This window comes from Hymenobacter sp. R533113, assembly GCF_056835965.1.
Genome location: NZ_JAKWBD010000013.1, coordinates 633,175 through 659,260, shown reverse-complemented (window position 1 = coordinate 659,260; position 26,086 = coordinate 633,175). Strand labels below are relative to the sequence as shown.

Sequence of the window (26,086 nt, the reverse complement as noted above, 5' to 3'; positions counted from 1 at the left end):
TTTTGAAAATTAAAAAAGATAAATATTCATTTGCTATTCCGTAGGCAAGCCTGAGAATCAGGCGGAAACGCTGTTTTTGTGGACATAAGTTCAGAAAAATGCCCCCATTTTGAGGCCATAACAACAACCTTATTCGTAATGGAAAGTATAGGCACTCAGTTAAGGCTCCTATTCAACCCCGAATAAGTCGCTAAAACCAAAGAAAATGTTTTCACCTAACCTGTATGCTATGAGACACCTTCTAGCAAAATCTGCGGTCTTGGGATTAGCGCTGCTGGCGGCGGCCCCCGAGGGTCACGCGCAAAGTGCGGACCGCAAGACCGGCATTAGCCTTTACGGCAGCACCCTGCAATACCACGGCGACCTGGGCTCGGAGTGGTTCAAGTCCAACAAGATCGAGTACGGCGGGGGCATCACCCTCTCGCGCTATATCACGCCGGGCCTCGACATTGGCATAGCCGCCAACTACGGGGACATGAAGTTCTCCACCAAGGTGCTCAAAGGCATTGAGGATTTGCCCCCCGCCATCCGCCGCTTCGACGCAAACGTGACCACCATCGGGGTGCCCATCAAGTTTAAGCTCAACAACGGCTGGGCTTTGAAAGAGGACGCCGTATTTGCTCCCTACCTGAGCTTAGCGCCGGGTTTGATGATTGCTTCCTCAGATAAGTTCTCTAATGTGGGTGGCGGCGAGCAATTCCTGGGCAACCGCGACCATTACGCCGCTTACCTTCAGGGCAATGCCGGTATTGCTCTGAACTTCTCGCCTTCGTTCGGCATCTTCGTGCAGACGGGCCAGATTTATGCCGCTACCAACACGATTGACAACGTAGACAAAGGCGACCTGAATGACCGCTACCTGCAGCACTCAGCTGGTATCACTTACAACTTTGGCAAGCCCAAGGATGAGGATATGGATGGTGTGCCGGATCGTAAAGACAAGTGCCCCGCCACTCCGGCCGGCGTAGCCGTGGATGAAGCTGGTTGCCCCTTAGATGGCGACGGCGACGGTGTACCGGATTACCAAGATAAGTGCCCCACCGAGAAGGGCTTGGCTAACCTCGAAGGTTGCCCAGACCGTGATAACGACGGTGTGCGTGACTCGGAAGATGAGTGCCCAGACCAAGCTGGTACGGCTGCTCTCCGTGGTTGCCCCGATGCCGATGGCGACGGTGTAGCTGATAAGAACGATACCTGCCCAGATACTCCAGCTGGTACCCAAGTTGATGCTACAGGCTGCCCTGTAAACCTCGACCAGGACGGTGATGGTATCAAGGATGACGTAGATAAGTGCCCCGGCACTCCAGCTGGCGCCACAGTAGACTCTACTGGCTGCCGCGTGATTGACCCTGCGTTGATGCAGAAAGTACGTCCAGTACAGTTTGAGACCAACAGCACGGTTATTCGTCGCCAGTCGTATGGCACGCTTGACAACATGATCAAGATTCTGGATCAATACCCTGAGTATAGCCTCCGCATCGCTGGTCACGCTGACAGCCGTGGTACGAATGAGTATAACCAAGGTCTGTCGGAGCGTCGTGCGGCCTCGGCCAAGCGCTACTTCACTGGTAAGACCGTTGATCCGAACCGTATCACAACGGTAGGCTTCGGCGAAGAGCAGCCTGCTGCGCCGAACACTTCGGCCGCTGGTATGGCTAAGAACCGCCGTGTAGAATTTACCTTCGAGTTCTACATTCCAAGCCAGCCTCAGCCTTAATTGCTGACCGGCTTTAGCCCCAAAAAGCGGCGGACCCATAAGGTCCGCCGCTTTTTTTGTGCTCCTGACGTTAGAATGCATAACGCGTCTTTGCAAAAAAGCCCCCCAGAATATTCTGGGGGGCTTTTTTCGGTTATCAGACTATTGATCAGGTTCGGCTAAGTAAGCTTACGTGTGGTCGCTTCAGTTAAAAGACTGTTTACTGATTGTACCAGATATTCTGCGGCATTCCAGACTAGCGAATCAGCAACAGTTAGTATTCAATGCAGGGGTATAAAAGGCTTAACCTATACTCAAGTAGATCCGAAGCGTCTAGCGTAGCAAGCTGACTTACTCTAGGTGTTAGAACAGCTATTGAGGCTGTTTATGATAAAGGCTATAGATTTTCTCCTTGCTGGATATTGCAGCTTTACAAACAGGGAACGCATCATGCGTAAAATCATTATAGATCGGTGCGCAATGTAAAAGGCAACAAAAAAGCCCTCCACTGGGTGAGGAGCTTTTTATGGATAAGAAAATACACTCTCTATTGAGTCAGCTCGCCAACGGCGCCGGGCAAAAACTTTATAAGCTCATCGACCTGAGAGCGAGTGAAATTGCCGGATACAGCTATCAAGGCGAATGATTCGGGGACGGCTTCTACGTTGCCGATAGCAACCAGCTCCAGTACCCGGTCGCCTTGCTGGCGGATGGCGTAGCGCGTGATGGTAGTGCTGGCCGAATCGGCGGACACGGGGATGGAAGTGTACCGCTCACTGGCCAGTAGGCCATCTACTTCCTTATTAAGGCCCGCCGCAACTAGGCGCTGGGCTCGATCGGTAGTAGGCGTAAAGGTGAGCATTCGAATCTCACGCACCGACGTCAGGGCTTGCGCCAGCTCATTATTGCCCCCCAGCTTACCCAGACGCGCCAGCAGTAGGCGGGTAGTGAAATTAGCGGCTATCGTAGTAGCCTTGAAGCCGGAGCGGTTCTCGTATTTGCGAAAAAACTCCGCTACCGTGCGGGCTGGGGTTTCGGGGCCACTCGTGCGGCAGCTTACCGTGAGGGAAAGACCCAATACGGCGACGAGCGAAAACAGACGTAGCTTGGTGTACATAGGGGAGGGAGCAAAGGTGGTTTGGCTCCCATACGTAGCTCGGCAACGGCCCGTTGGGCCTGGGCATTAATCGAAGGAAACCGCGTTTAGAAAAAACACGTCGCGCCCTGCGCCTCGGGGAGCGCGCACATGTTGATAGCCAAAGGCTAAAAATCGGCTGCCATACCACGCCTGCATGCCCGCGTAGTTGGTGCTGCCCAGCTTTTCCTTACTCTCCGGGTTGGTAGGTTGCAAGGGCACCACCAGATCATTGGGCGACGGTAAGGTGCGGTCAATGATTTTATAGTGAATGTTTTCCTCTTCCAGATAAGTCATAACGAGGCGCTGGCCATCGGGCATGGGCCGCAGCCGTATGGTTTCTTCCAACTCAAATGACTCGACATCTGTCAAAACGAAGGTGTTGTCCCACAATAAATTGCCGCGCCGATCGAAGCCGCATACAATGGCGTGGGTCGTATGAAAGCCGTCGAACTGCCGGTACCGGGTGCCTACCATGCCGGGACCGTAGCTGTCGCTGCGGTAGCGCGGATAGTACACTTCAGCCACCAGCACGTAGCCATTTTGAAAAGGCAGTAAATCGTGCACGAGCAAGCGGTAGCGCAAGGGCAGCTCGCGGTTGGCAGCGCGGCGCTCCTGGCTGCGCTGCCGAATCCGGGCCGCCCGCGCTGGCTTCAGGTAATCAAAGAAGTGCTTCAAACGCGTAAAATCGTAGAAACGGAGCGACTGCCGTACGCCGGTAGGGGTGGTGCCCGCCGTGAGGTCGGCCGAAAACAGGCCCTGGGAGTAGCGCGTGTCGCGGAGGGTGTAAGTGCCGGCCAGCATACGGTCAGAGCTGTCGCCGAGGCTGACCTGAGCGGTTATCAGGCTGCGTTCGCTCTCGGTTTGTACAAATTCTGAGTTGAGCAATTCGCCTTCAGCGGAAAGCTGCTTTAGCTGCAGGCGCGATTTCACGCCGTTTGACTGCCGCATAATTACTTCGGCGCGCTTGGTCGCGGAGTCGGTGAGAAAGGTAAGCTCGGTGGTAAGCGGCTCATACACCGACGGTAGCAGCTGGTGCTTGCCAGCCCTCATATCCAGCTTGACCACCGTCATATGCTGATCCAGGAGCACCGTCACGAAGAGATTGCCAGCCAGCACCTTCTGGTCTAGCACGTCACGGGTCACCTCCGTGTCGAATTTAACCTGAGTTACATTGCCGTTGCGGCCATCGAGGCCGGCTACTAATAGGCGCTCAGGCGCGTAGCGCGACTGGAAAAGCGCATATACTGCCGTCGCCTCGGCGCTCATCAGCTTGAACTCGTACTCAATCGGAATCTCCAAATTGCGCGAGCCCAAGTCCTTCAGTTGATGGTCAAACTTGCGGAAGGTATAGCTGGTGCGTGAGCCGATGAAAACATCTTTTTCTACCAATAGCACCACGCTGCTGTCCTCGGGGATGGCCAGTACGTGTACATCCGTATCATACTGCGTAAAGGGTAGCTCCAGGCGGGCGGGTTGGTTAGGAGCAATGGATGACTCGGGCGCCTGAGCCAACGCCGGCTGCCCAGCTAGCGCTAGAGCCATGATTCCCAGCCATCTAACTATACTATTTTTCATAGCTAACATGCGTCCTATTCGCTGTGACGCTTAGTAAGATACGACGAAGACGGCGTAAAGTCACGCGGCGCAGAAGGTTGTTGGGGAGCTTTTTACAAATGGTTATACTGTTAGTCGCTAGCCTAAAGTGGGAAAAAGCCCCCCAGCCTGCATCTAAGCAAAAAAACCTGCCGTACGAATGGTAGGCAGGCTTTTTAGAAGACGTGACCTACGGTGCTTAGCTGCCCAACTCCAGCACGACATCAAACTCCTCACTGCGCAGCGGCATCACCGACAGGCGCGACTGGCGCAATAAGCCGATCTGGCTCAGGCGCGCGTCGAGCTTTATTGCGGCCAGCGACACGGGGTTAGGTAATGGCTGATGCGGACGCAGCGCCACGGCTACCCAGCCACTTTCGGGCGGCGCGGTGGCATCGGGGGCGGCGGGGGCGGCTACCTCGGCCATGCCCATCACGGTTTTGTCAGTTACGCTGTGGTAGAAAAGAACCAGGTCGCCGGGCTGCATCTGTTGCAGGTAGTTGCGGGCCTGGAAATTGCGGACGCCGGTCCAGTCGGTGCGCCCGTCGCGCACAAAGTCGGCCCAGGAATAAGCCGCGGGTTCGGATTTAACAAGCCAGTAATTCACTTCAAAAACGAAGACAACCGAATAGTAAGGAAAAATAACACGCAAAAAAGCCCGGCAAAAGACGACCTAAATTTCTTTAGATTCACTTTTGCCAGGCTTTTTTGCCCTTCAATGTTTGCTATGGCCTTTATCAAAGACGCAACACCACCAACTTGTCGTTCTCCACGCGCAGCACGCGCAACCGGAACGGTGGGCGCAACTCCGTGTTTTCAAGAGTCATTGTTAATATGTTCTGGTTCTCCTGCGTCGGCTCCCAGCGACCAACATAAGCCTCCGGTGCATCAGCAGGGCCAAAGGTGTAAAAGGTAAACTGCCCATCCTTATCGAAGCGCAGCCCATCCAGGTAAACCGGCCCGTAGCGGAGCACGCTGGGGGGCATTATATAGCCCTGGGGCCGATAAATAACAGTGTCGCCGGGGCGGGCTTCGTGCGAGTTGTACCAGGAGCGGCCATAGAGAGGGCCCGTCGGTCCGTCCAGATTTAGCTTCAGCAGGTCACCCACGTTCTCGGTACAAGCTCCCAATACCAGAGCTGCGAGGACGGTCAGGAGTGCAAGAGTAGAAATGCGCATAATTGAATATAGAATAGAACGCTAGCAGGAGCCGTAAGCTACTACAAAGGTTGTAAGGCTACTGCGGCAAACGCCGCACTTTTAACAAATCTTTTTCCAACGACACAATTTCAAGCTTGTAGCCTGGCTCGTCTTTATTGTCAAAAGTAATATGAAGTACTGCCTCGCTTTCGGCTTTCCACTGGCCTTTGCGCCCTTCCAAGCCATCAGTGGGCGCAATGTCGTACTGCGTAAAGATGCCATTGTGCTCGAAGTTGAATCCCGTGCGTCCGCGTGAGGGGCCGAAAGAATACGTATTGGGCCGGTACACCTCTATATTATCCACGTCCTCCTCGTGTGCGTGCAGCCAAGTGCCTTCAAGCGACAGCAACTGCGGCGACTTGCGCGGGTCGGGTTTGCACGTTACGGCCAGCAGCAATACGCTCAGGCAGCAAAGCAGAGAAAACAGGCGCATAGCAACAACGTAAAAGTGAGGAATGAGCTGGTAAATTAAAGCCTTCCATCTCACAATCAATAGTTGTACCCGAAAAGGCTGCTCACTCTCATCCACTCGTATTATTTAAAACATAATATTTCCCAACCCTGTACCTTTACCTTCCTTCTCCATCCCCCGCTGGGGGGCAAATTCTGCTTCTGTTTTGGACAATCGCGCCCTGATTCGCGCCTTCCGCCTCGCGGCCTCGCTGCTGGAACTGCACGACGAAAATCCATTTAAAATTCGGGCCTACGAAGGTACCGCCGCTGCCCTTGAACGCCTGGAGTTTCCGGTGGCCGAGGTAGAGCGCACCGGCCTGCCCGACCGCACCGGTCTGAGTAAAACCGCCGCCGCCCGCGTGGCCGAAATGCTGGACACTGGCACCTTTGAGGAGCTGACGCGCCTGCTCAGCATCACGCCGCCCGGCGTGGTTGAGATGCTGAATATTAAAGGCATCGGTCCTAAAAAGATTCGTACGCTGTGGCGCGAGCTAGGCGTAGAAAGCTCCGACGCGCTACGGGCCGCCGCCGAGCGCGATGAGGTAAGCAAGCTCAAAGGGTTTGGCAAAAAGACCCAGGATGCCATTCTGCAGGCCCTTGAATTCAGTGACCAAAGCCGGGGCAAGCTGCTGTATCCGCAGGCCGAAGAATTGGCCGAAGCCCTTATTGCTCGCCTACAGGAGGCTTTGTTTACGGAGTCAGTGGCCGTGGCCGGGGAGGTGCGCCGCCGCCTGGAGGTGGTAGAAAACGTGGTGTTGGTAGCAGCTACAGCCCAGGCGGAGAAAGCGCACAAACTGCTGAACTCCCTGGATGGCCTCTCTGCCGACCCCTTCCGCTCCGGGCCGTTTGCCTGGCGCGGCACGGCTACGGCTTCTGGGGTAAAGGTGGAAGTGCTACTGGTCGCCAAAGACGATTTCACGAATCAGCTCTTTTTGCTGACGGGTACCGAAGCGCATTTATCCGAAATATTTGCCCCCCAGGCCGCGCACGGCCAGCCGGCTACGTTGCGGCAGCTGCTGAAAAAGGAGCGTTTCTACCAGGAAACGGCCATTTACGAAAAAGCCGGCCTCCAGTATGTAGAGCCCGAACTCCGCGAAGGCCTCGGGGAGCTAACGTTAGCCAAAGAACATAAGCTACCCCAACTGCTAGAAGATGCCGACCTGCGCGGGAGCGTGCACAACCACAGCAACTACTCCGATGGGGCACACACGCTGCGCCAGATGGCGGAGTTTCTGCGGGATGAAGGCTACGAGTACCTCGGTATCTGCGACCACTCGCAGGCCGCGCACTATGCTAATGGCCTCAGCCCCGAACGGGTGCGCCAGCAGCACCGCGAAATAGATGAGCTGAACAAAGAATTAGCGCCCTTCCGCATTTTCAAAGGCATTGAAAGCGACATTCTCGGCGATGGTGCCTTGGATTATCAGCCCTCGGTGCTGGCGTCGTTTGATTTTGTGGTAGCCTCAGTGCACAGCAACCTAAAAATGGACGAGGCCCGCGCCACCACGCGCCTGCTTCGCGCCATTGAAAACCCGTATTGCACGATGCTGGGGCACCCGACCGGGCGCCTGCTGCTGCGCCGTGAGGGCTACCCAATTGACTACAAAGCGGTCATCGATGCTTGTGCCCAGCATGAGGTTATCGTTGAAATAAATGCCAACCCGTGGCGGCTAGACCTCGATTGGCGCTGGGTGCGCTACGCCCTCAATCAAGGCGTGAAACTGAGTATCAACCCCGATGCGCACCACACCAACGGCTACAAGGATATGCGCTACGGCGTGTTTATGGGGCGCAAAGGCGGCCTGACGAAGGAAATGACCTTTAATACAATGTCTGGGGAGGAAGTGGCCACGTACTTTGCCCAGCGGAAGGCCAGGATTAAGCCAGCCGAAGAGTTTAGAACGACGTTGTTTTAATAGCAGCCTCAACTAGCCCCTTCTCCTAGGGGAGAAGGGGCTAGTTGAGGCTGCTAGAGCTATAATAAGCCTCCGCTGAAAATTCATGAAGATTCTCGTTCTGCGATTTTCCTCCATCGGCGACATCGTGCTGACAACGCCCGTGGTGCGGGCGCTGAAACAGCAGGTGGCGGGTGCACAGGTGCATTTCTGTACCAAGCCGGCCTACCGCAGTATTATTGAGCCGAACCCTTACGTAGATAAGGCGCATTACCTTACTGGTTCGCTCACGGAACTGGTAGATGAGTTGAAAGCCGAGCGTTTCGATTACATCATCGACCTGCACAATAATCTGCGCACCCGCTTGCTGAAGCTGCGTTTGGGTGTGCCCTCATCGAGCTTCGACAAGCTGAATATGCGTAAGTGGCTGCTGGTAAGTCTGAAAATAAATATGCTGCCGCAACAGCACATCGTGGACCGCTACTTGGCGGCAGCCGCGCCTCTAGGCGTGCGCAACGATGGCCTGGGGCTGGATTACTTTATTCCTGCCAAAGATGAAGTAAACCTCCACACGCTGCCTAATGGCTTTCAACGGAGCTACGTCGCCTTTGCTATCGGGGCGCAGCATGCTACCAAGCGTTTGCCTGTTGAACGGATTATTGAGTTGTGCGGGCTGCTGCGCCGTCCAGTGGTGCTGCTCGGCGGCCCTGAGGACGAAACGACCGGACATGTGGTGGAACTGGCTTTTGCCAAGCAAGCCGCCATCTCGCCGCCACCTGCGCGGAAAGTGCCCGACAGTCCTTACTATTTTCCGTTGGAGGCCAATACTGTTAACACGCCACAGACTATTATTTATAATGCCTGCGGGCAGTATTCGCTCAGCCAGTCGGCCTCGTTGGTAAGGCAGGCGCAGTTGGTAGTAAGCCACGATACGGGCCTGATGCACATTGCTGCGGCCTTCAAAAAAGAGATTTTCAGCGTGTGGGGTAATACAGTGCCCGAGTTTGGGATGTATCCTTACCGTACCGAGTTCCGCATCCTGGAAAGGCCGGGCCTTTCGTGTCGGCCTTGCTCCAAGATTGGCTACGAAAAATGCCCCCTGGGCCACTTCAAGTGCATGCGTGAAATTCAATTTGACTTGGATTTGCCCCCCACGCGCGACGGGCGTTAGTAGACTGCTTGCTGGCAGGCAGCAGGCGGTGCCGAAACTTAATAACCGCCCTTTAAGAGCTAAATAGTAAGGTTGAATAAAAAAAGAGTGTGATATATGAATAGGTTGTTTTAAAAGTTGCACGGAAATTGTTGCTTTGCTGATAAAACCATATTCTAATCCTTTCTCTCTTTACTCAATTTATGCGCCTTTTTACTCTTGGGTCTCGCGCCCTCACGCTGGTTATGCTGTTCTTGGTTACGGCCTGCGGTCCCAGCATTTATCTGGCTAACGACTTTCGCTCTTATGCCCCTAAACACAAAACGGTAGCCATTCTGCCTGCTTCCGTGACGATGCAGATGCGCCCTAACCAAGCGCGCAACACAACTGCCGAGCAGCAGCGTGATATGGAGTATAAGAGTGGCATTGACTTTCAGGAAAAAATCTATGCGTGGCTATTGCGTCGCGGCCAGCAGCGCGGCTACACAGTGCAATTTCAGGATGTAACGCAAACTAACGCCAAGCTGCGTGAGCTCCAGATTCCGTACGGGGAGTTGCGTACCCATTCGGCCCAGGAACTGGCTAAAGCACTGGGTGTAGATGCTGTATTGACCACCAGCGTACGGACCACCAAGCCTATGAGCGACGGTGCTGCCTTGGCCGTGGGGGTGTTGGTAGGCGCTTGGGGTGCCACCAACCAGGCTAACATCACCGTCAATATTCACGAGTCAGACGCCGGTAAACTGCTGTGGAAGTACGACTACGTAGCCGCTGGCTCGGTAGGAAGCTCGACAGAAGGTATGGTGAATATGCTGATGCGCAACGCTTCCAAGAAGTTTCCTTACACGCCCAAATCCTAAGTTTTCCTAAGTCTGGCCGGCTTGTCAGAGTGTGGGGCTGCTTCTGCCAATAGGTGGAAGTAGCTCTTTTTGTATAGGTAACTTTATGGAAGCGAGGTAAGTCAAGGAGAAAAAGAGTACATTTTAACTCTGCGAACCTTTACTAACCTGCTATGTCCCATACACTTAATAAGTCAGTGCTCGTGAAAGTGGGTGCTGACGCCTTGCTGGCCGATGTACAGGCTGGTCGTCACACCTTTTTGCTGGGTGAGCCTGTGGAGGCTGGTGGCCAAGACCGTGGCCCTACGCCATATGACTTACTGCTCGCGGCACTGGGGGCTTGTACCGCCATCACGCTGCGCCTCTACGCTGACCAGAAAAAATGGCCTCTGGAGGCTATAGAAGTTCGTTTACGCCATCAGCGTGTGCACCGTACCGACTGCGAAGCATGTGAACAGCAAGGCCAGATGTTGGAGGAAATAGAAAAGGAATTACGGCTGGTGGGGCCGCTTACGGAGGAGCAGCGCCAACGCTTAGAAATGATTTCGCAGAAGTGCCCCGTGCAGAAAACTCTGATGAATGGCTTGCGCATCAAAACCCAGCTAGTGCCTGAAAGCAAGTAGTCTTTGTTTAAAATCGCTTTTTATGGAAGCTAAATCGCCTTGCGCTCACCTCAGTAGCTTAACTGAGCTTATCGAGGATGAGCAGTACGTTTGCCCCGAATGCCTAGCCTCGGGCGACCAGTGGGTGCACCTGCGCGTGTGTCAGACCTGCGGCCACGTTGGCTGCTGCGACAACTCCAAAAACAAGCACGCCACTCGTCACTTCCACGCTACCAATCATCCCGTCATCACCTCCGCCGAGCCTGGCGAGCGGTGGGCTTGGTGCTACGTTGATAGTACGTTTGCTGAGTATTAAACCATAAATCAAGTCTCATCCTAATGATCGTATGGCCAGCTCCAACGACAAAAAAGCCCCCCAGTAAATACCGGGGGGCTTTTTTGTGCCAACTACGAAATTAGTTTGTAATCTTATCGAAGCCGCAGTAGCTGTGCAGGGCTGCCGGCAGATGAATGCCGTCCTCCGTTTGGTTGTTTTCCAGCAAAGCGGCTACAATGCGGGGCAACGCCAGGGCCGAACCATTGAGCGTGTGCAGAAGCTGGGTTTTGCCGCCCTCAGCCCGGTAACGCAGCTTGAGGCGGTTGGCTTGGTACGTTTCAAAGTTGCTGGCCGAGCTTACTTCCAGCCATCTGCCCTGGGCCGCGCTCCATACTTCCAGGTCGTAGGTGAGGGCCGAAGTGAAGCTCATATCGCCGCCGCAGAGGCGCAGCACGCGGTAGGGCAGCTCCAGCTTTTGCAGCAGACCCTCGATATGCGCCCGCATCTCTTCCAGAATGCCGTAGCTCTGCTCGGGCAACGCGATTTGTACAATTTCTACTTTATCGAATTGGTGCAAGCGGTTGAGGCCGCGCACGTCGGCGCCCCAGGAGCCGGCTTCGCGCCGGAAGCAGGGCGTATAGCCAGCGTTGCGAATGGGCAGCTTGTCGGTGGCAATAATCTCGTCGCGGTAGAGATTCGTAATGGGCACCTCGGCCGTCGGAATCAGGTAGAGATTATCCTGCGCGTCGTGGTACATCTGCCCGTCTTTGTCAGGTAGCTGACCCGTGCCATAGCCCGAGGCTTCGTTCACCAGAATAGGTGGCTGCACTTCTAGGTAGCCAGCCGCCCGCGCTTCATCCAGGAAAAAGTTGATAAGTGCGCGCTGTAAACGGGCACCCTGCCCTTTATACACTGGAAAACCAGCGCCACTTATTTTGTTGCCCAGCTCAAAATCGATGATGTCGTACTTCTTGATCAAATCCCAGTGGGGGAGGGCCGTGGGGGGCAAATCTGGCTTAGCGCCATGCTCCGATACTACTTCATTCTCCTGCGGAGAGCGGCCCGCGGGCACGCTGCTATGAGGTAGATTGGGCAGCTTGAGCAACAGCTGCTGCAAAGCAATTTCTACCTGCCCAAGCTCGTCGGCGTGGGTTTTTATATCAGATTTGAGAGTTGCGGTACGGGCCTTCAGGTCCTCGGCACCGGCCTTATCACCGCTCTTCATCAAGCCACCAATCTGGCGGGCCAGCTCATTCGCTTCGGCCTGGGCCGAGTCGTGAGCGGTTTGCAGTTGGCGGCGGCGCTGATCGAGGTTGAGAATGGCCGTAACGTCGGCTTCAGCGGTGGGGTAGTGCTTTTTGGCTAAGCCGGCCAGCACGAGGTCGGTGTGTTCTTTTAAAACGGAAACTTGCAGCATAAGGCAAAAGTAGGGAAGTAGCCGTAGGTTTTGTATTCGGAGCGAGCGTAAATATCAAGGCTGACTGGAAGGCGATGCATAGGTAATTGAACGGGCACGAACCATTACGACACCGCTAATGTCCTTACTATTGTGGCAAATAGCCCGAAAAAAGCGTATCTGATTTGGCGGTTTACCCGTATTAGCCTAACATTGCGACAACAAGCCGGCGGCTGATGCCGGGTCCGCAGTATTTTTTGCTCGCGTACGGCCCGCTTTTATTTCCAGCGCCTCCCGAGTACCCCATTTCCTACGTCTTCTGTGCTTCGCACCGCGCTGCGGTTGCCCTTTATGCCCCGGTTGGCCCGTGCTGCTCCCTATCCTTTCCTGTCTGGTATCTCCACCCCCTTCTGCCCGTTTTCCTCCTAGTTTAGTTTATGTACAATATTGAAGAATTGAAGGACCGTTTGCTTTCCGAGCTAAAAGAAATAGCGGAAGAGCTGAAGGTTGGTAACTTCAAAAAGCTGAGTAAGCAGGATCTGGTTTATAAGATTCTTGATCAGCAGGCCATACTACCCGCCGATCAGCTTCCCCCCAAAATAAAGCCCGTCAGCGCTAAAAATGGGGCTGACCAGCCCTTCTCGGACGTGGCTGTAGCCGATGCTGTACCGGCCGCCGCACCCACGGCTCCCGCTGCGCGTCCGGCCCCGGCCCGCGCCCGCGCTGCCCGAAGCGCCGCGCCGGCTCCCGTTGCGGCCACTGATTCTGCTATGGCAGAAGCTCCTGCCATAGCAGTGCCGCCCGAGTTGACGCTGTCTGAAATACCCACTGCCGTAGCCGCACCCGCTGAGGCGAATGTATCTGCCGAGGCTGAACCAACAACCGAAGATGGCGCAGCCCGGCCCGTAAAGCTGTATCAGCGGCCTGAGCGCCGCTTGCGCAACGGCGTTGAGCGCAACCGCACGGAAGAGGAAACTCCCGCTACTACTTCCGACGGCATTGACACATCGGGTGGCGACGTGCCGGCTTCCCTGACGCCGGAAGGCGCTATTGAAGCGGCTGCCGAGGCCCACTCCGAAACAGCGGCTGCCCCTGTTTCCTTTGCGCCCATCGTGCCCGCCCGCGAGCCGCGCACCGATCACCCTACTGCCCCCCGCGAGCGTGAATACCGCGACGGCCGTGAGCCACGCGAACCTCGCGAGCAGCGTACGGATGCTCCCCGCGAGCGGGAGTACCGTAATGACGCTCCACGCGAAAACCGCGAGCCTCGGGAGTTGCGCGAGCCCCGCGAGCCAAGAGAGAATAATCGTGATAACCGGGAGCCACGCCCTCTACGTGATGCGCCCCGTGATAACCGGGAGCTGCGCGAGCCGCGCGAAAACCGCGAGCCTCGGGAGTTACGTGAGCCCCGCGAACCAAGAGAAAACCGGGAGCCGCGTGAGAACCGTGAGCCACGGGAAGGCCGTGACCAGCAGCGCCGGGATGACCGCTTTGCCGCCCGCGACCAGCAGCGCACTCCGCGGCCCGCTGATGGCCAGCAGCCGGCTGGCCAGCCGCAGCGCCCGCGCAACGACTTTGATATTGTAGTGGATGGCGAAGGTACCCTGGAGCTGATGCCCGATGGCGGCTACGGCTTCCTGCGCTCGCCCTTCTACAATTACCTCGCCTCGCCCGACGATATCTATGTGGCCCCGCAGCAGGTAAAGCAGTTTGGCTTAAAAGCCGGCGACACGGTAAAATGCACGATTCGACCGCCCCGCGAAGGCGAAAAATACTTTGCGCTGGTGGGCGTAGAAGGCATCAATGGCCGCACGGTGGAAGAAGCCCGCGACCGGATTCCATTCAGTAACCTTACGCCGCTGTTTGCCGAGGAGCGCCTCAAGCTGACTACCAAGTCGAGCCTGCTTAGCACCCGTATTCTGGATTTGTTTGCCCCAATCGGTAAAGGCCAGCGCGGTTTGATTGTGGCTCAGCCCAAAACCGGTAAAACGGTGCTTTTGCAGGAAATTGCCAACGCTATTTCTGAAAATCATCCGGAGGTTTACCTCATTATTCTGCTTATCGATGAGCGGCCGGAAGAGGTAACGGACATGGCTCGCTCGGTGAAAGCCGAAGTGCTGAGCTCGACCTTTGACGAAACGGCCGACCGCCACGTTAAGATTGCCAGCATTGCTCTGGACAAAGCCAAGCGCCTCGTAGAGTGCGGCCACGATGTAGTGATTCTGCTCGACTCCATCACCCGTTTGGCTCGTGCCTACAACACGGTGCAGCCAGCCTCGGGCAAAATCCTGTCGGGTGGTGTGGATGCCAATGCGCTGCACAAGCCCAAGCGCTTCTTCGGTGCTGCTCGTAATGTGGAAAATGGTGGTTCACTGACCATTATTGCTACTGCCCTGATTGAAACCGGCTCCAAGATGGACGAGGTTATCTTCGAGGAATTCAAGGGTACGGGTAATATGGAATTGCAGCTGGACCGCAAACTGGCCAACAAGCGCATCTTCCCCGCCATCGACGTACCGGCTTCCGGCACGCGCCGCGAAGACCTGCTCATGGGCAAGGAAGAACTCAGCCGCATCTGGGTGCTGCGCAAGTTCATGTCCGACATGACCGCCGTGGAGGCCATGGAGTTCTTGAAAGACCGTATCAAAGACACCAAGAACAACAACGAGTTCTTGATGTCGATGAACGGCTAATAGGTAATATCACGCAAGTGAAAAAGCCCCCCAGAAAACTTCTGGGGGGCTTTTTTGCGCATTATAGCATAGAGAGTGACACTGCTTTTCTTAGGAGGAAGCCCAGTAGCAGATCATAAACAGAATGAACCGGTACGGAATAATTAAGGCTAGCAAAAAGATGAAGGTGAAGCAGAATGCTTTAACCCAACGCCACGCGCGCGACTCAGAGGGAAATACTTGTTTGAAGAAAAAAGCCGCGTAAATGGTCATCAAGCTGAACATGAGCGGAGCTAGGAAATTGTCGTTGTTGAACACAACTTTTAAGGCTGGCACCAGGCGGGCGGGAACCGACAGCAGCAGCATTGCCGTGAAAACTAGCAATACTCCCCCAAACAAATAGGTACTCAAGCTCAGCCATTCCACGAAGTAGCGCCGCTGCCGCCAAAATAGCAGCCATAGGGCCAGCGCCAGCATCGGAATAAACAGGAAAACAAGGCTCTTTGAATAAATATGGGCTGAGGCATCGAAGCGACTGCTGAACTCCTCAAGAGTAGTGCTGGCGCTTTGTACATATTGCTGCACCCGACCTTGGGCAAACGAACCATACGTTCTATTAGCGAGATGATAACGCAGCCGCGTCTGGAAAGGGCTGAAGTTGGTGAGCCCGGCCAGCAGGTAAAAGATCAGGTTGGTAATGAGGAACAGCTGCACCGGTGGGGCGTGGCGCACCCGCCGGCCCTGCAGCCACTCGGCGGCCAGCCAGCCCGGTCGGCGCGCCTGCCAACCGATGTCGCGCAGCACCCGCAGGTCGAAGTGGGTGACGGTGTCCACGGCGTGCTCCAGAAAGTGCTTGAGCGCATAATCGTGGCGGTGCAGGCGCTTTTCGCCGCAATAGGAACAGTAGGGGCCGTGCAGCTCGGCCTGACAAGTGGCGCAGCGAACGACAGTGGAGGAGGCAGTAGAAATAGATGACATACAGCTGACGCGGGAGAAGACCGCAAGACGTAAGATAGCCACGAGTAAATATTTAACTCTACTTCAACAAGTAAAAAAACAGACCATTGGGGGGCGTTTTGCCCTACGCACCCAACGGTAAGTACTTGCATCGCCCCCGCGCAAGACGGACCTTTGGGCCATGGAAAACACGCCCGACCTCCCCGAACTACTCTACATCTTTGATCCGCTCTGCGGCTGGTGCTACGGCATGACGCCCGTAGTACAGCGCGTGCGCACCGAAATGGTGGGCCAACTGCAAGTGTCAGTACTCAGCGGTGGCATGGTGACCGGCGAACGAGTGGCCCCGCTGAGAGCTAAGTGGAACTATATCAAAAATGCCCTCCGGGACGTGGAGCGGGCTGCGGGCGTACATTTTGGCGACGCTTACCTTCAGCTTGGCGAAGAAGGCACCAATATTCAGAACTCCGAGCCGCCCTGCCGTGCCCTAACGGTTTTTCGCCAGCTGAATACCGACCCCAGCCGCGTCATCGACTTCGCTCACGACATCCAGCAGGCCCATTATTTCCACGGCCAGGATTTAAATGATCCGGCTATCTATGCTACGCTTATCGCACCTTATCAGATAGATGCAGTCGAGTTTGAGCGGCGATTGGCACTGCCCGAAACAGCTACCGCTACGCGGCAGGAATTTGCCGCCGTGGAGCGCATTGGAGTGCAAGGCTTCCCAACGACAATATTGCGCTTGGGGCAGCAGGGCTACGTATTAGCGCGGGGTTTTCAGCCGTATGAGGCCTTTAGCAAGGCGGTCCGGCAGGCCTTACAGCAAGCCACGGAAGAGCAGTAGAATTTGAAGCTGGTTGAATTAGCTAGCACGGGTAGAGACACAATATTTTGTGTCTTCTCGTTGACGCCGTTGGGCCAACTCGTGCAACGGAGACACTCCAACTATTGCGTCTCTACCCCATGCTAACAGCCCAGAAATTAACTAAAATAGCTTCTAAGCTTAGTACAGATTAACCGCCAAAGCTGCCGATTCGCACGACCTGTTGTTTCAGCGGCGACCAGGCAATGCGGCGGCCATCTTCTTTGCCAACCAAATACTGAAAGCCGATGGAGTCGGGGCGCCGGCGCAGGTCGTCCCAGGTTGTGCGGTCGATGGTGCCCGCCTGGTAGGTGTCTTTGGGCGTAACGGCAGGCGTGCGGAAGCTTTTATCCGCAAAAAACTCGTCCATGCGGCGGCGCACAAAAGCTTCGCGCTCGGCCTGCGTGGCGGTGTTGCTTTTCATCTCATACACCATGGACGCCTCCAGATCGGCGGCCGAAAGCACTTCGCGAAAAATCGTTTCGCCGCCGGAATTGGTAATAGTAAAAGTTGCTTCGCCCGCCAGCAGAGAAGGGCCGCGCAGCACCAGGCGAAACACATCCTCGGTAGAAGGCGAAGAGAATCGCCGCCGCCGCTGCACCGTTTTGAGCGTGTCCGATTGGGCATTGACGGCGGGCGCGCGAGTCGTGTCCAGAGGCTCGGCCGGGGCGGCAACACTGGCAGTATCCGCCGATTCTACACGAGTAGAATCGGGCCGGGAGCAAGCTCCGAGCACCAAGAGCAGGAAAGCCGAGCAGAGGACGTGACGCATAGGGCAAGACGATTTGGAGGCTGCTCCCCATACGTAATCAATTGAATTACTGTTCTGGGGGGCTTTTTTAGAACAGATTTCGGCGTCGTTCACTACTGCGTTACCCAATGCCGTAGCACCAGCATCAGCACGAAAGCGGCACTCAAACACAGCGACGATACCTGATTCATACGCATCGTACGCTCAAAGCTGGCCGCTGACGCATCGGACCACGCCAGAAAAGCCCAACGGCTAAACAAGGCCACCACCGGCCCGGTAGCCACCAGGAAGATTAGCAGGTTGCGAAGCTCGTCGCGCTGCCAGTACGTGTAGCCCAGCAGCGCCGCGCCAAACAGCAGCCCCACCGCCGCAAACACAAACGTGCCCCGAATGCCCAGCACGAGGCTCAGGGTTTGGTCGCCGCGCTGCCGGTCTTCCTGGTGCTGATATACCTGCGTCAGCGGATACGAGCCACACAAAAACAGCGTGCTCACCAAGGCCAGCAGTAAGTTGTCGGGGGCCAGAATCTCTTCAGAATTGCCCCCCACGCCCACCTGCGTCATCAGAAAGGTGAATGCGCCCTGAAACACCACCACCACCAGCGTACTCAGAAATGGGTACTTCTTCAGCCGAATGCCCTCGTAGCTATACGCTTTGGAAATGAGTAGATACACGGCCACCAACCCCGCAAACAACGGGCTGAGCAGCCAGGCGCCCAATACAGCCAGCACATCGAACAGCCACACCAGATGCAGCAGTTCCTCCGACACCTTGGGGGGCTTTTTGAGGCCACCAATGCTGCCCTCGTCGCGGTCGTAGTAGGAGTTGTAGCCGTTGGAGGCCGGGTAAGCCAGCACATGCAGCACCACGAATACGCCCACCGCCCGCCACGGACTAAACGGCTGCCGCAGGGCGCTCAGCCCAAACCAGAATACCGGCATCAGGTACACGGAGAAGGGAATGCGCAGCAGGGGCACGGCACGGCGGTAGGCGAGAAGCATAGGCGGGAAAGGGTAGAGGCTACAAGGTACGGTAGTCGGCCGGAGTGGTCCTACGAATTCCGCGGAGCGGTTCGTAGAACCACTATCGTTGCTGATGGCTGAGCCTACATGGGTCGTTCAACGATAGTGGTACTACGACTTTGGAGTCGTAGTACCACACCAGCTACTTAAGCAGAATCAACTTGTTTTCGGCCAGCCCACCAAGTACGTCACCTGCGAGCCCGACCAATGCTTCACCTTGCCGGCCCGCCACTCAAATCTGCCCCCCAGATCAGCGCGATGAGCCAACGCCAGCAGTTGCGCCGTTGGGTACATACGCAGGACGGACACCGTGCCGTCCCAGATAGTGCAGAGCGGAATCAGGGGAATGACAAACGTGAAAAACAGGCGGCTGAGCCGGAATGGCGGCATAAACGGCGTGGCCAACACCTGCATAATGGGCAAAATCGTCCAGGCCAGCAGGATTTCGTGCCAGTGCTTGCCGGCGCCCTCAAACACGCCGATGCCCGCCCCTTGCCGCACGGCGTCGGCCAGGATAGCCTCGGCCGCTGCGGGCGTAAAGTGGTGGAAGGCGGAGAAGATGGTCCGAAACCCGGTGAGATGCGCGGGCACCGCCGTAGCATCGACGGGCGCCGTTTCGTAGCCAATTTGCCCCCCGGAGCTTTCCCGGATGCCTTGCCAGGCGCTGGGCTGCGGGTACAAATCGGTGAGGGTAACGCGCAAATCGGCCAGGCCGGGCAGCTGGCGGAGCGCCCGCGCCACGCCGTCGGTGCCGCCGCCCGCGCCCGCGCCAAGCTCCAGCAGATGACGTTGCTGAGTTTGGAGGAGCGCCTCCTGAAGTACCGGCACCAGCGGCTGATAAATGCCCAAGCGGCTGGTCATGAAGCGCAAATAGTCCATCATGCCCGCCCGAATGACACTCGGGAACCAGGGCTGATCTTCAAACTCGAAAAGGTGGAGGCGGAGCTTCAAAAGATTTGCTCATTTGAAGTAGGCTTCGGATCAACTATTTCTAGCCGCAGATACCATACGGCCCAGAGTGATCCTACTAGCCAAGGCAGGCTCAACCCAAAGAGAAACATTATTGAATTACCTAAGTGAATAGAATCAGAAAGCCAAGCTGCTACAGCTAGGAGAATTATGGGTAGTGCGAAAATGATTGTCGTTGTTGCTAATAGTTTCCCAGAGTAATTAGCCAAAGAAGGCCAATCCTGTACTCTATGAAATAGCCATTTCATAAGTGGTATTCGCAGCAAACCAACAATTGCCGCTGGTACACCGAAACATCCAAGACCTATGGCAAGGAAGGTTAGAGCATCAATGGTGGAAACAGAGTCAAATAAGAATACGATAAAAAATAGAATAACCGGAAGAATACCTGCTAGGCCAGCCCATAAGTGTAACCAGAAATGTCGCCACGCTAATCGAAAGTAAACCTGATCATACGGATAAAATTTAGGCTGTGATAACCTCATAGAGTTGGCGAGAAAATAGTTGCTATCAGTTACGCAAAATTTGGGCAGTGATTTCTTTTTGTGTTAGCTTTGCAAAACAAAGTACTTTTGTCGATATGAATCCAGCCGTCGATCCGCTCGCCCAACTTACCGAGATCCGCGCCATCATGGAGCGCTCCTCGCGCTACTTGTCGCTTAGTGGCCTGTCGGGCATTGCGGCGGGCGTGGTGGCGCTGGCGGGCGTGAGCGTAGGCTACTGGTACCTGGGCCGCGAGTATGGTAGTACGCAGGACTTTGTACGCGTCATGCAGGGCTCGGAGGAAGAACGACTTGCTGCCCTGCCATTTCTGCTGGCACTCACGGGGGCATTATTCTGTTCGCACTGGGTGGTGCTTACTATTTTACCCGCCGCCGGGCGAAGCAGGACAGGGTGCAGCTGTGGAGCCCTCTGGGGCGGCGACTAGCCTTGAGTCTGGCCATTCCGCTGGTGGCTGGGGGCTTTTTTGCCTCGCCATTTACCTGCAAGGCGCGGCCGGACTGGTAGTGCCGGGTATGTTGCTGTTTTATGGTTTAGCTTTGCTGAATGCCAGTAAGTACACCCTGGAGGAAATCCGGTGGCTGGGCCTCACCGAAATCGGGCTGGGGCTGGTGGCGGTATTATTTCCCGGCTACGGGCTGCTATTCTTCGCCCTGGGCTTTGGCCTGAGCCATATTATCTACGGTCTGCTCATGTACAACCGCTACGAACGGACCGCCCGCGCCCTGTGAAGCATAATATTCACCTTCTCAATAAAGCCTTCGACCACCGCGTGCGCCTGGGGGTGATGGCTGTGCTGCTGGGCCAAAGTGACCCGGTAAGCTTCAATGAGCTAAAAGAAGCCCTCGACCTGACCGATGGCAACCTGGCCAGCCACGTAGCCGCCCTCGAAAAAGCAGGCTATGTAGAGGTAAGCAAGCAGTTTGTGGGTAAAAAGCCAAATACCACTTATACGCCTTCCAGGGAAGGTAAGCAGGCTTTTCAGGAGCATTTGAACGCTTTGGAAAAATTGCTGCGGGGGTAAGCGCTCTTTTTTTGTCTATATACTTTGAAATGCAAAGTTCTTTTGACTTTTAAAATTCATTCTGACTACTCTATTCATTATGGAAATCTCCACCAATTTTCCGCCTGCCCGTTCCGCTTCGTCGGTACCGGCCCCTCGTCTGATCCTCACCACCTTGCAGAAAGTGGCCATACCGATCGGGGCAATCTGGTTCTACCTATTGTTCTGGGAGGAGCGCCCGGCCCTGAACGTGCTTCTGTATACCCTGTTCGTGCTGGGTGTTGGGTTGGCAAGCCTGCCGCGCCACGCTCCCCAATGGCGTTCCTACGGGTTCCGGCTGACGCTGGCCGGCACGGTGCTCAGTGCCGCAATGATGGCCTGGTATGGCTCAGGAGCGGCGATGTTAGCCTGGTTGGCCTCATCGGTCATGTGGCTCGGCTACCGCAATCAGCCGCACCTGAAGCTGGTTGTTTATGCGCTACTTACGGCCATCAGCAGCGCCCTACGTGTAGTGCCAAGGCTGGTGCAGCTGCTGGTCTTGCCGCGCAGCCTGGACGGACGCGTGGAACGGGCCTGGTTTTATGGCCGACTGCTGGTGCTGCCGCTAGTAGCGCTTTTAGTGTTCCATATCCTGTTTGTTATCGCTAATCCTGTGTATAGTGCGCTAACGGAGCGGGTGCTGAATGCAATAGGGGAGTGGATGGAGGCTTTTTTGAGATTTTATCAATACCGCAATTCTTGTTTTTCCTGTTTGGTCTGGCCTTGACTGGGGCTGCGCTGGTGATTGTGCCGGTACATTACTTCGCTGATAAGGAATCAGGCTTCGGTGAGTTTATTCTGCGCCAACGCGACCGGGTGGCTTCCTTTGCCGTGCGCCGCCCCGACTTCCGAGCCAAAAAATTCCGGGCGCTCGACTTGCGCAAAGAATACCTCGTAGCCCTCAGTATGTTGGGCTTAGTGAACGTGTTGCTGCTCGTTGTCAATGGCATCGACATCAACTGGATTTGGTTTGACTTTAAGCCCGCCCCCGACTTCGACCTCACTCAATTTGTTCACGAAGGCACCTATGTGCTCATTCTGAGCATTCTCGTGGCGATGGGTATCGTGTTGTGGTTTTTCCGCCGCAACCTGAATTTCTACGAGCGGGGGTTGCCGCTGCTACGCTGGCTGGCGACGGTGTGGGTACTGCAAAATGCCGTATTGGCCGTGTCGGTGGGGCTGCGCAACTACTATTACATTCTCTATACGGGCCTCGCTTACAAGCGAATCGGGGTGTACTTCTTCCTGCTGCTCACCTTCTTCGGTCTGGCTACGGTGCTACTCAAAATCTGGCAGCGCCGCTCGGCTTACTCATTGGTGCGAATGAATGCGCTGGCGGCTTACGTGCTTATGGTGGGGCTGGCCTGCGGCAACTGGGAAATCTGGATTGCGCGCTACAACCTGCGCCCCGAGCTGCACGAGCTTGATTACGGCTTTCTGCTCAACATGCCCGACCGGGTGCTGCCCGTTCTGGCTGCTCATCCGGAGGTGCTCACCCAGCGCCACCTCGTGCACGAGTACTACAGCAGCTGGATAGAGCTTAACCCAGATGCCGCGGCGCAGAGACTTCAGCGGCGCCTGACCCGATTCAAAACCGCGCAGGAAGCCCGCAACTGGCCCAGCTACACCTACGCCGACTGGCAAGCCTATCAGCAGCTGGCAGGCAAGAATCTATAGGCAGAAGTTCTTGCCCATTCTAATTCGTTCCAACCTTATAGCCATGACTTTTTCCGATTGGGCCAGCTACTTCAGCGCCAACCAAGACCACCTCGACAACCTTAGCTGGGACGATACCTATCGTCTCACCGAGCGCGAATTGCGTGCTATCCGCTACTCGCTGCCCCAGTTTCAGCAGGGGGAGCACTCGGAAGGAAAGCATCTGTATCAGAAAGCCAAACACTTCGGCGACCCGGATTATATAGCCGCTATCCGCCTTTTTATCAGGGAAGAGCAGGGCCATGCGCGGGTGCTGGGGCAGTATATGGCCATTCATCAGCTGCCGCGCTTATATAAATCCAGCGCGCTGGATAAAGTGTTTCGCTGGCTCCGGCAATGGGCCTCGCTGGAGCACACGCTTCGGGTGTTGCTGACGGCCGAAATTATTGCTGCCGTGTACTATCAGGCCCTTTATCAGGCTACGTACTCGGGCTTGCTACAGCAGATTTGCCGGCGCATTCTCCACGATGAGGAGATGCACCTCAACTTCCAATGCTTTACGCTCACACGGATTACGCACGGCCAAAGCGGGCTCCGACGCTGGGCCACCCGCCAGGCCTACCGTACGCTGATGGCTGGCACCACGCTCGTGGTGTGGTTTACCTATCATCGCACGCTACGGGCCGGGGGCTACGGGCTGCTAGCTTTTGCCGAAGCCGTGAGCGTAGAGTTTGGGCGGGTAGAGGAGATGCTGGCCGCGCCGGGGGGCATTTCTGTGCGCGGGCAGGCTGTAGACTCAATTGTTTCGGCAAGACCAAGCGCAACTTTTCATCCAACAAGTGTGGAGTTTCAGGAGCTGTGAGCGGGAATGATATGGAAATTAATTGAACCAGAGCATTTATCAATGCGGTTTCATCGGGGCGTCTGGCTACGGGGCCGCGCCTAGTTGGTATATTTGCGTATCCGTCGTTGGTGCCTTCTGCTAGGAGTAGCCCCTCGGCCGCCATGTGTTTTGTTCTGCATGTCCGCTTCCGAATCGCCAAACTCAGTAAAAAAGCCGCGTCGACGCTGGCCTAATATCCTGTCGCGCATGGCGTGGGGAGCTTTTATTATAGGGCTGGGCGTCTTTCTGCTCTATCCTATTCTGGTCAGCACCAACTTCATGTTTCTCTTTGGCAAGTCGCCGGGGCTGGAGGAACTGGAAAATCCGAAAGTGGAAAAAGCCTCCGAGCTGTATACCTCCGATGGCGTCCTGATTGGGACCTATTTCCGCGAAAACCGCTCGCCAATCCCATTCAATAAGATTTCGCCCTTGCTCGTGAAGGCCCTTATTGCCACCGAGGATGCGCGCTTCTACGATCACGCCGGCATCGACCCACGGGCTATGGCCGGCGCAGTGTGGGCCGTAGTACGCGGTGAAAAGCGTGGCGGCAGTACCATTACCCAACAATTAGCCAAAAACCTATACAAAACCCGCCGGGGCGAGACCGGCGGTGCGCTGGGCTACATTCCGGTTGTCAGTACCCTTATCAGCAAAACCAAGGAGTGGTTAACGGCCGTGGAGCTGGAGCGCCGCTATACCAAGGAGGAGATTCTGCGCATGTACTTCAATACGGTGGAATACGGCTCGCAGGCCTTCGGCATTAAAGTGGCCGCCAAAACATTTTTCAGCACCTCGCCCGATAGCCTGAAACCCGAAGAGGCGGCCATGCTCGTGGGCGTGCTGAATAACCCGACTGCCTACAACCCGCGCTTTCACCCCGAAGCCGCGCTCAAGCGCCGCAACCTGGTGCTGGCCCGTATGGGGCAGGCCGGCCATTTTAAAGCCAACGAGGTTGACTCGCTGCAAAAAGCCCCCTGGCCCTGCGCTATCAGGTAGATAAGCATTTTGATGGTCCTGAAGCCTACTTCCGCGGTGCGGTGAGCCAGACAGTAAATGAGTGGTGCGAGAAAAACGGCTACGACATGTACCGTGATGGGCTGAAAATTTATACCACGATTGATTCGCGCATGCAGGCCCACGCTGAGGAATCGGTGCTGGCGCGCATGAAAGTGCTGCAAAGGCAGTTCGATAACTTCTGGCGTAATCGGGGTGGTAACCCGTGGGTAGATGACAAGGGCAACGAAATTCCCGATTTCATCGAAACCCAGATGAAGCGCACGGAGCAGTACAAGCGCCTGGCCGAACGCTATAAAGGGCAGCCCGCCCGGCTGGATTCGGCCCTGAACGCCAAGCGCCCGATGAAGGTGTTTACTTGGAAAGGCGACGGCGACACGACGCTCGTCATGTCGCCCCTCGATTCGCTGGCGTATTACAAAAAGTTCCTGCACGCGGGTATGATGACCATGGATCCCTTCACGGGCCACATCAAAGCCTGGGTGGGCGGCCTGAACTACCGCTTTTTCCAGTACGACCACGTAAAGCAAGGCCGTCGGCAGCCAGGCTCCACCTTCAAGCCCTTTGTTTATTTAACGGCCCTCGACAACGGCTACACGCCCTGCGACCGCATCCGCGATGAGCGCGTGACTATCCGCTATGTGGAGAACGGCAAGAACATGGAGTGGAAGCCCAACAACGTGACCCGCGAGTACTCCGGCTCCAACATGACCTTGCGCCACGCTATGGCCCGCTCCATCAACTCCGTAACCGCCCAACTCACGGAACTGGTAGGTTGGGAGAATGTGGCTAAATACGCTCACAAAGTCGGTATTCGCAGCAAGCTGCTCGATGTACCCAGCATTGGTTTAGGCTCAGGGGGTGATGTGAGCGTGTACGAAATGGTAAACGCGTACAGCACGTTCGTCAACAACGGCTTCCGCACCGAACCCTTGCTCGTAACCCGTATTGAGGACCGCAACGGTAACGTTATCAAGCAGTTTGACCCCAAGCAGAAACGCGTCATTCCGGCCGAAACAGCTTGGCTTATGCTCTATATGCTGAAAGGCGGGATGGAAGAGCCCGGTGGGACTTCCCAAGCCCTATGGGAGTACGACCTGTGGAAGAAAGGCAACGAGATAGGGGGCAAAACCGGTACCACCTCCAACTATTCCGATGGATGGTATATGGGTGTAACCAAGGACCTGGTAAGCGGCGTTTGGGTAGGCGGTGAAGACCGCAGTATTCACTTCTTCCGCTCCCCTCAGGGCGAAGGCAGCCGCATGGCTCTGCCCGTGTACGGCACCTACATGGAAAAGCTCTACAAGGATAAAAACTTAGATATAGAGTATGGCCGATTTCCGCAGCCTACAGTCAAGATATCGAAGAAGTATAACTGCGTAACGCCTGCGCCGCGCCGCATCATTGAGCCAATTGACTCATTGGTCGCGGATAACTTGCTGGAGAAGCTGAACGCAGGTACTATAGCCGTACCAGACAGCTTATAACTCCAAGTGGTTCAGTAACAGCGGAGGAA

Annotated in this window: 26 protein-coding genes; 16 read left to right on the top strand and 10 right to left on the bottom strand. The window is 55.7% G+C overall.

Translation table 11 applies throughout. From position 1 onward, the window contains the following. Window positions 1-229: 229 nt before the first annotated feature. Window positions 230-1,717: an OmpA family protein gene (locus tag MKZ35_RS11900; RefSeq protein WP_482513501.1), complete on the top strand. Its 1,488-nt coding sequence runs from the start codon at window positions 230-232 to the stop codon at window positions 1,715-1,717. Between the two features lie 526 nt (window positions 1,718-2,243). On the opposite strand, the gene MKZ35_RS11895 is transcribed toward MKZ35_RS11900, so the two are convergent. The 5 genes from MKZ35_RS11895 to MKZ35_RS11875 form a co-directional block, all read right to left on the bottom strand. Continuing rightward, window positions 2,244-2,813: a DUF4252 domain-containing protein gene (locus MKZ35_RS11895; protein ID WP_482513500.1), complete on the bottom strand. Its 570-nt coding sequence runs from the start codon at window positions 2,811-2,813 to the stop codon at window positions 2,244-2,246. A 66-nt stretch (window positions 2,814-2,879) separates the two neighbouring features. Continuing rightward, window positions 2,880-4,376: a hypothetical protein gene (locus tag MKZ35_RS11890; RefSeq protein ID WP_482513499.1), complete on the bottom strand. Its 1,497-nt coding sequence runs from the start codon at window positions 4,374-4,376 to the stop codon at window positions 2,880-2,882. Window positions 4,377-4,626: 250 nt separating this feature from the next. Beyond that, window positions 4,627-5,079, bottom strand: a complete 453-nt coding sequence (locus MKZ35_RS11885; RefSeq protein WP_482513498.1) for an EVE domain-containing protein — start codon at window positions 5,077-5,079, stop codon at window positions 4,627-4,629. An 85-nt stretch (window positions 5,080-5,164) separates the two neighbouring features. Beyond that, window positions 5,165-5,605 (bottom strand): hypothetical protein, encoded by a 441-nt coding sequence (locus tag MKZ35_RS11880; protein WP_482513497.1) that lies wholly within the window; start codon window positions 5,603-5,605, stop codon window positions 5,165-5,167. Window positions 5,606-5,663: 58 nt separating this feature from the next. After that, window positions 5,664-6,059, bottom strand: coding sequence for a hypothetical protein (locus tag MKZ35_RS11875; RefSeq protein WP_482513496.1), 396 nt, complete (start codon window positions 6,057-6,059; stop codon window positions 5,664-5,666). Window positions 6,060-6,243: 184 nt separating this feature from the next. Between MKZ35_RS11875 and MKZ35_RS11870 the strand changes: the two genes are divergently transcribed. From MKZ35_RS11870 to MKZ35_RS11850, 5 genes are all read left to right on the top strand, one after another. Further along, the gene (locus tag MKZ35_RS11870; RefSeq protein WP_482513495.1) at window positions 6,244-7,995 is read left to right on the top strand and encodes a helix-hairpin-helix domain-containing protein; all 1,752 of its coding nucleotides are present in this window, start codon (window positions 6,244-6,246) and stop codon (window positions 7,993-7,995) included. An 85-nt stretch (window positions 7,996-8,080) separates the two neighbouring features. Beyond that, complete coding sequence (locus tag MKZ35_RS11865; protein ID WP_482513494.1) at window positions 8,081-9,145, top strand: glycosyltransferase family 9 protein; 1,065 nt, start codon at window positions 8,081-8,083, stop codon at window positions 9,143-9,145. A 182-nt stretch (window positions 9,146-9,327) separates the two neighbouring features. Next, window positions 9,328-9,984 (top strand): hypothetical protein, encoded by a 657-nt coding sequence (locus MKZ35_RS11860; protein ID WP_482513493.1) that lies wholly within the window; start codon window positions 9,328-9,330, stop codon window positions 9,982-9,984. A gap of 152 nt (window positions 9,985-10,136) precedes the next feature. Then, a complete protein-coding gene (locus tag MKZ35_RS11855; RefSeq protein ID WP_482513492.1) occupies window positions 10,137-10,586 on the top strand; it encodes an OsmC family protein in 450 nt (149 codons plus the stop codon). Between the two features lie 22 nt (window positions 10,587-10,608). Continuing rightward, a complete protein-coding gene (locus MKZ35_RS11850; RefSeq protein WP_482513491.1) occupies window positions 10,609-10,881 on the top strand; it encodes a UBP-type zinc finger domain-containing protein in 273 nt (90 codons plus the stop codon). Window positions 10,882-10,981: 100 nt separating this feature from the next. Here MKZ35_RS11850 and serS read toward each other — a convergent pair whose 3' ends face one another. Next, complete coding sequence (serS, locus tag MKZ35_RS11845) at window positions 10,982-12,259, bottom strand: serine--tRNA ligase (protein ID WP_482513490.1); 1,278 nt, start codon at window positions 12,257-12,259, stop codon at window positions 10,982-10,984. A gap of 416 nt (window positions 12,260-12,675) precedes the next feature. Here serS and rho point away from each other — a divergent pair, with 416 nt between their 5' ends. Beyond that, window positions 12,676-14,931 carry a transcription termination factor Rho gene (gene rho / locus MKZ35_RS11840; RefSeq protein ID WP_482513489.1) on the top strand — a complete coding sequence of 752 codons (2,256 nt, stop codon included), beginning with the start codon at window positions 12,676-12,678 and terminating at the stop codon, window positions 14,929-14,931. Between the two features lie 90 nt (window positions 14,932-15,021). On the opposite strand, the gene MKZ35_RS11835 is transcribed toward rho, so the two are convergent. Beyond that, a complete protein-coding gene (locus MKZ35_RS11835) occupies window positions 15,022-15,888 on the bottom strand; it encodes a DUF3667 domain-containing protein (protein WP_482513488.1) in 867 nt (288 codons plus the stop codon). A gap of 160 nt (window positions 15,889-16,048) precedes the next feature. Here MKZ35_RS11835 and MKZ35_RS11830 point away from each other — a divergent pair, with 160 nt between their 5' ends. After that, window positions 16,049-16,714, top strand: a complete 666-nt coding sequence (locus MKZ35_RS11830; protein WP_482513487.1) for a DsbA family protein — start codon at window positions 16,049-16,051, stop codon at window positions 16,712-16,714. Window positions 16,715-16,883: 169 nt separating this feature from the next. Here MKZ35_RS11830 and MKZ35_RS11825 read toward each other — a convergent pair whose 3' ends face one another. The 3 genes from MKZ35_RS11825 to MKZ35_RS11815 form a co-directional block, all read right to left on the bottom strand. Next, entirely contained in the window at window positions 16,884-17,504 is a 621-nt protein-coding gene (locus tag MKZ35_RS11825; RefSeq protein ID WP_482513486.1) for a hypothetical protein, read from the bottom strand. A 92-nt stretch (window positions 17,505-17,596) separates the two neighbouring features. Continuing rightward, entirely contained in the window at window positions 17,597-18,484 is an 888-nt protein-coding gene (locus MKZ35_RS11820; protein ID WP_482513485.1) for a UbiA family prenyltransferase, read from the bottom strand. A 177-nt stretch (window positions 18,485-18,661) separates the two neighbouring features. Beyond that, window positions 18,662-19,456: a class I SAM-dependent methyltransferase gene (locus MKZ35_RS11815; protein WP_482513484.1), complete on the bottom strand. Its 795-nt coding sequence runs from the start codon at window positions 19,454-19,456 to the stop codon at window positions 18,662-18,664. A gap of 598 nt (window positions 19,457-20,054) precedes the next feature. Between MKZ35_RS11815 and MKZ35_RS11810 the strand changes: the two genes are divergently transcribed. The 8 genes from MKZ35_RS11810 to MKZ35_RS11775 all read left to right on the top strand — a co-directional run bounded on the left by MKZ35_RS11810 (window position 20,055) and on the right by MKZ35_RS11775 (window position 26,057). Then, window positions 20,055-20,402 carry a hypothetical protein gene (locus MKZ35_RS11810; protein WP_482513483.1) on the top strand — a complete coding sequence of 116 codons (348 nt, stop codon included), beginning with the start codon at window positions 20,055-20,057 and terminating at the stop codon, window positions 20,400-20,402. Beyond that, the gene (locus tag MKZ35_RS11805; protein ID WP_482513482.1) at window positions 20,377-20,706 is read left to right on the top strand and encodes a hypothetical protein; all 330 of its coding nucleotides are present in this window, start codon (window positions 20,377-20,379) and stop codon (window positions 20,704-20,706) included. Before MKZ35_RS11810 ends, MKZ35_RS11805 begins: the two co-directional genes overlap by 26 nt. Continuing rightward, on the top strand, window positions 20,703-20,999 hold the full coding sequence (locus MKZ35_RS11800; RefSeq protein WP_482513481.1) for a winged helix-turn-helix domain-containing protein: 297 nt from the start codon (window positions 20,703-20,705) through the stop codon (window positions 20,997-20,999). Before MKZ35_RS11805 ends, MKZ35_RS11800 begins: the two co-directional genes overlap by 4 nt. Window positions 21,000-21,078: 79 nt before the next feature. Continuing rightward, window positions 21,079-21,744, top strand: a complete 666-nt coding sequence (locus MKZ35_RS11795) for a hypothetical protein (protein ID WP_482513480.1) — start codon at window positions 21,079-21,081, stop codon at window positions 21,742-21,744. Further along, a complete protein-coding gene (locus MKZ35_RS11790) occupies window positions 21,717-22,694 on the top strand; it encodes a DUF4153 domain-containing protein (RefSeq protein WP_482513479.1) in 978 nt (325 codons plus the stop codon). The genes MKZ35_RS11795 and MKZ35_RS11790 overlap by 28 nt, the downstream gene beginning before the upstream one ends. Before the next feature lie 43 nt (window positions 22,695-22,737). Further along, window positions 22,738-23,535, top strand: a complete 798-nt coding sequence (locus MKZ35_RS11785) for a hypothetical protein (RefSeq protein ID WP_482513478.1) — start codon at window positions 22,738-22,740, stop codon at window positions 23,533-23,535. A 228-nt stretch (window positions 23,536-23,763) separates the two neighbouring features. Continuing rightward, window positions 23,764-24,552 carry a transglycosylase domain-containing protein gene (locus MKZ35_RS11780; protein WP_482513477.1) on the top strand — a complete coding sequence of 263 codons (789 nt, stop codon included), beginning with the start codon at window positions 23,764-23,766 and terminating at the stop codon, window positions 24,550-24,552. Between the two features lie 41 nt (window positions 24,553-24,593). Next, window positions 24,594-26,057, top strand: coding sequence for a penicillin-binding transpeptidase domain-containing protein (locus MKZ35_RS11775; RefSeq protein WP_482513476.1), 1,464 nt, complete (start codon window positions 24,594-24,596; stop codon window positions 26,055-26,057). The last annotated feature ends 29 nt before the right edge of the window (window positions 26,058-26,086 follow it).

Excerpts from the sequence above, each read along its gene's own strand:
- MKZ35_RS11785 (WP_482513478.1), top strand. The coding sequence starts at position 22,738 with ATGACTTTTTCCGATTGGGCCAGCTACTTCAGCGCCAACCAAGACCAC.
- MKZ35_RS11830 (WP_482513487.1), top strand. The coding sequence starts at position 16,049 with ATGGAAAACACGCCCGACCTCCCCGAACTACTCTACATCTTTGATCCG.
- serS (WP_482513490.1), bottom strand. The coding sequence starts at position 12,259 with ATGCTGCAAGTTTCCGTTTTAAAAGAACACACCGACCTCGTGCTGGCC.
- MKZ35_RS11875 (WP_482513496.1), bottom strand. The coding sequence starts at position 6,059 with ATGCGCCTGTTTTCTCTGCTTTGCTGCCTGAGCGTATTGCTGCTGGCC.
- MKZ35_RS11780 (WP_482513477.1), top strand. The coding sequence starts at position 23,764 with ATGGCGTGGGGAGCTTTTATTATAGGGCTGGGCGTCTTTCTGCTCTAT.
- MKZ35_RS11880 (WP_482513497.1), bottom strand. The coding sequence starts at position 5,605 with ATGCGCATTTCTACTCTTGCACTCCTGACCGTCCTCGCAGCTCTGGTA.
- MKZ35_RS11860 (WP_482513493.1), top strand. The coding sequence starts at position 9,328 with ATGCGCCTTTTTACTCTTGGGTCTCGCGCCCTCACGCTGGTTATGCTG.
- MKZ35_RS11890 (WP_482513499.1), bottom strand. The coding sequence starts at position 4,376 with ATGGCTCTAGCGCTAGCTGGGCAGCCGGCGTTGGCTCAGGCGCCCGAG.
- MKZ35_RS11795 (WP_482513480.1), top strand. The coding sequence starts at position 21,079 with ATGGAAATCTCCACCAATTTTCCGCCTGCCCGTTCCGCTTCGTCGGTA.
- rho (WP_482513489.1), top strand. The coding sequence starts at position 12,676 with ATGTACAATATTGAAGAATTGAAGGACCGTTTGCTTTCCGAGCTAAAA.
- MKZ35_RS11895 (WP_482513500.1), bottom strand. The coding sequence starts at position 2,813 with ATGTACACCAAGCTACGTCTGTTTTCGCTCGTCGCCGTATTGGGTCTT.
- MKZ35_RS11825 (WP_482513486.1), bottom strand. The coding sequence starts at position 17,504 with ATGCGTCACGTCCTCTGCTCGGCTTTCCTGCTCTTGGTGCTCGGAGCT.
- MKZ35_RS11855 (WP_482513492.1), top strand. The coding sequence starts at position 10,137 with ATGTCCCATACACTTAATAAGTCAGTGCTCGTGAAAGTGGGTGCTGAC.
- MKZ35_RS11900 (WP_482513501.1), top strand. The coding sequence starts at position 230 with ATGAGACACCTTCTAGCAAAATCTGCGGTCTTGGGATTAGCGCTGCTG.
- MKZ35_RS11820 (WP_482513485.1), bottom strand. The coding sequence starts at position 18,484 with ATGCTTCTCGCCTACCGCCGTGCCGTGCCCCTGCTGCGCATTCCCTTC.
- MKZ35_RS11865 (WP_482513494.1), top strand. The coding sequence starts at position 8,081 with ATGAAGATTCTCGTTCTGCGATTTTCCTCCATCGGCGACATCGTGCTG.
- MKZ35_RS11810 (WP_482513483.1), top strand. The coding sequence starts at position 20,055 with ATGAATCCAGCCGTCGATCCGCTCGCCCAACTTACCGAGATCCGCGCC.
- MKZ35_RS11835 (WP_482513488.1), bottom strand. The coding sequence starts at position 15,888 with ATGTCATCTATTTCTACTGCCTCCTCCACTGTCGTTCGCTGCGCCACT.
- MKZ35_RS11850 (WP_482513491.1), top strand. The coding sequence starts at position 10,609 with ATGGAAGCTAAATCGCCTTGCGCTCACCTCAGTAGCTTAACTGAGCTT.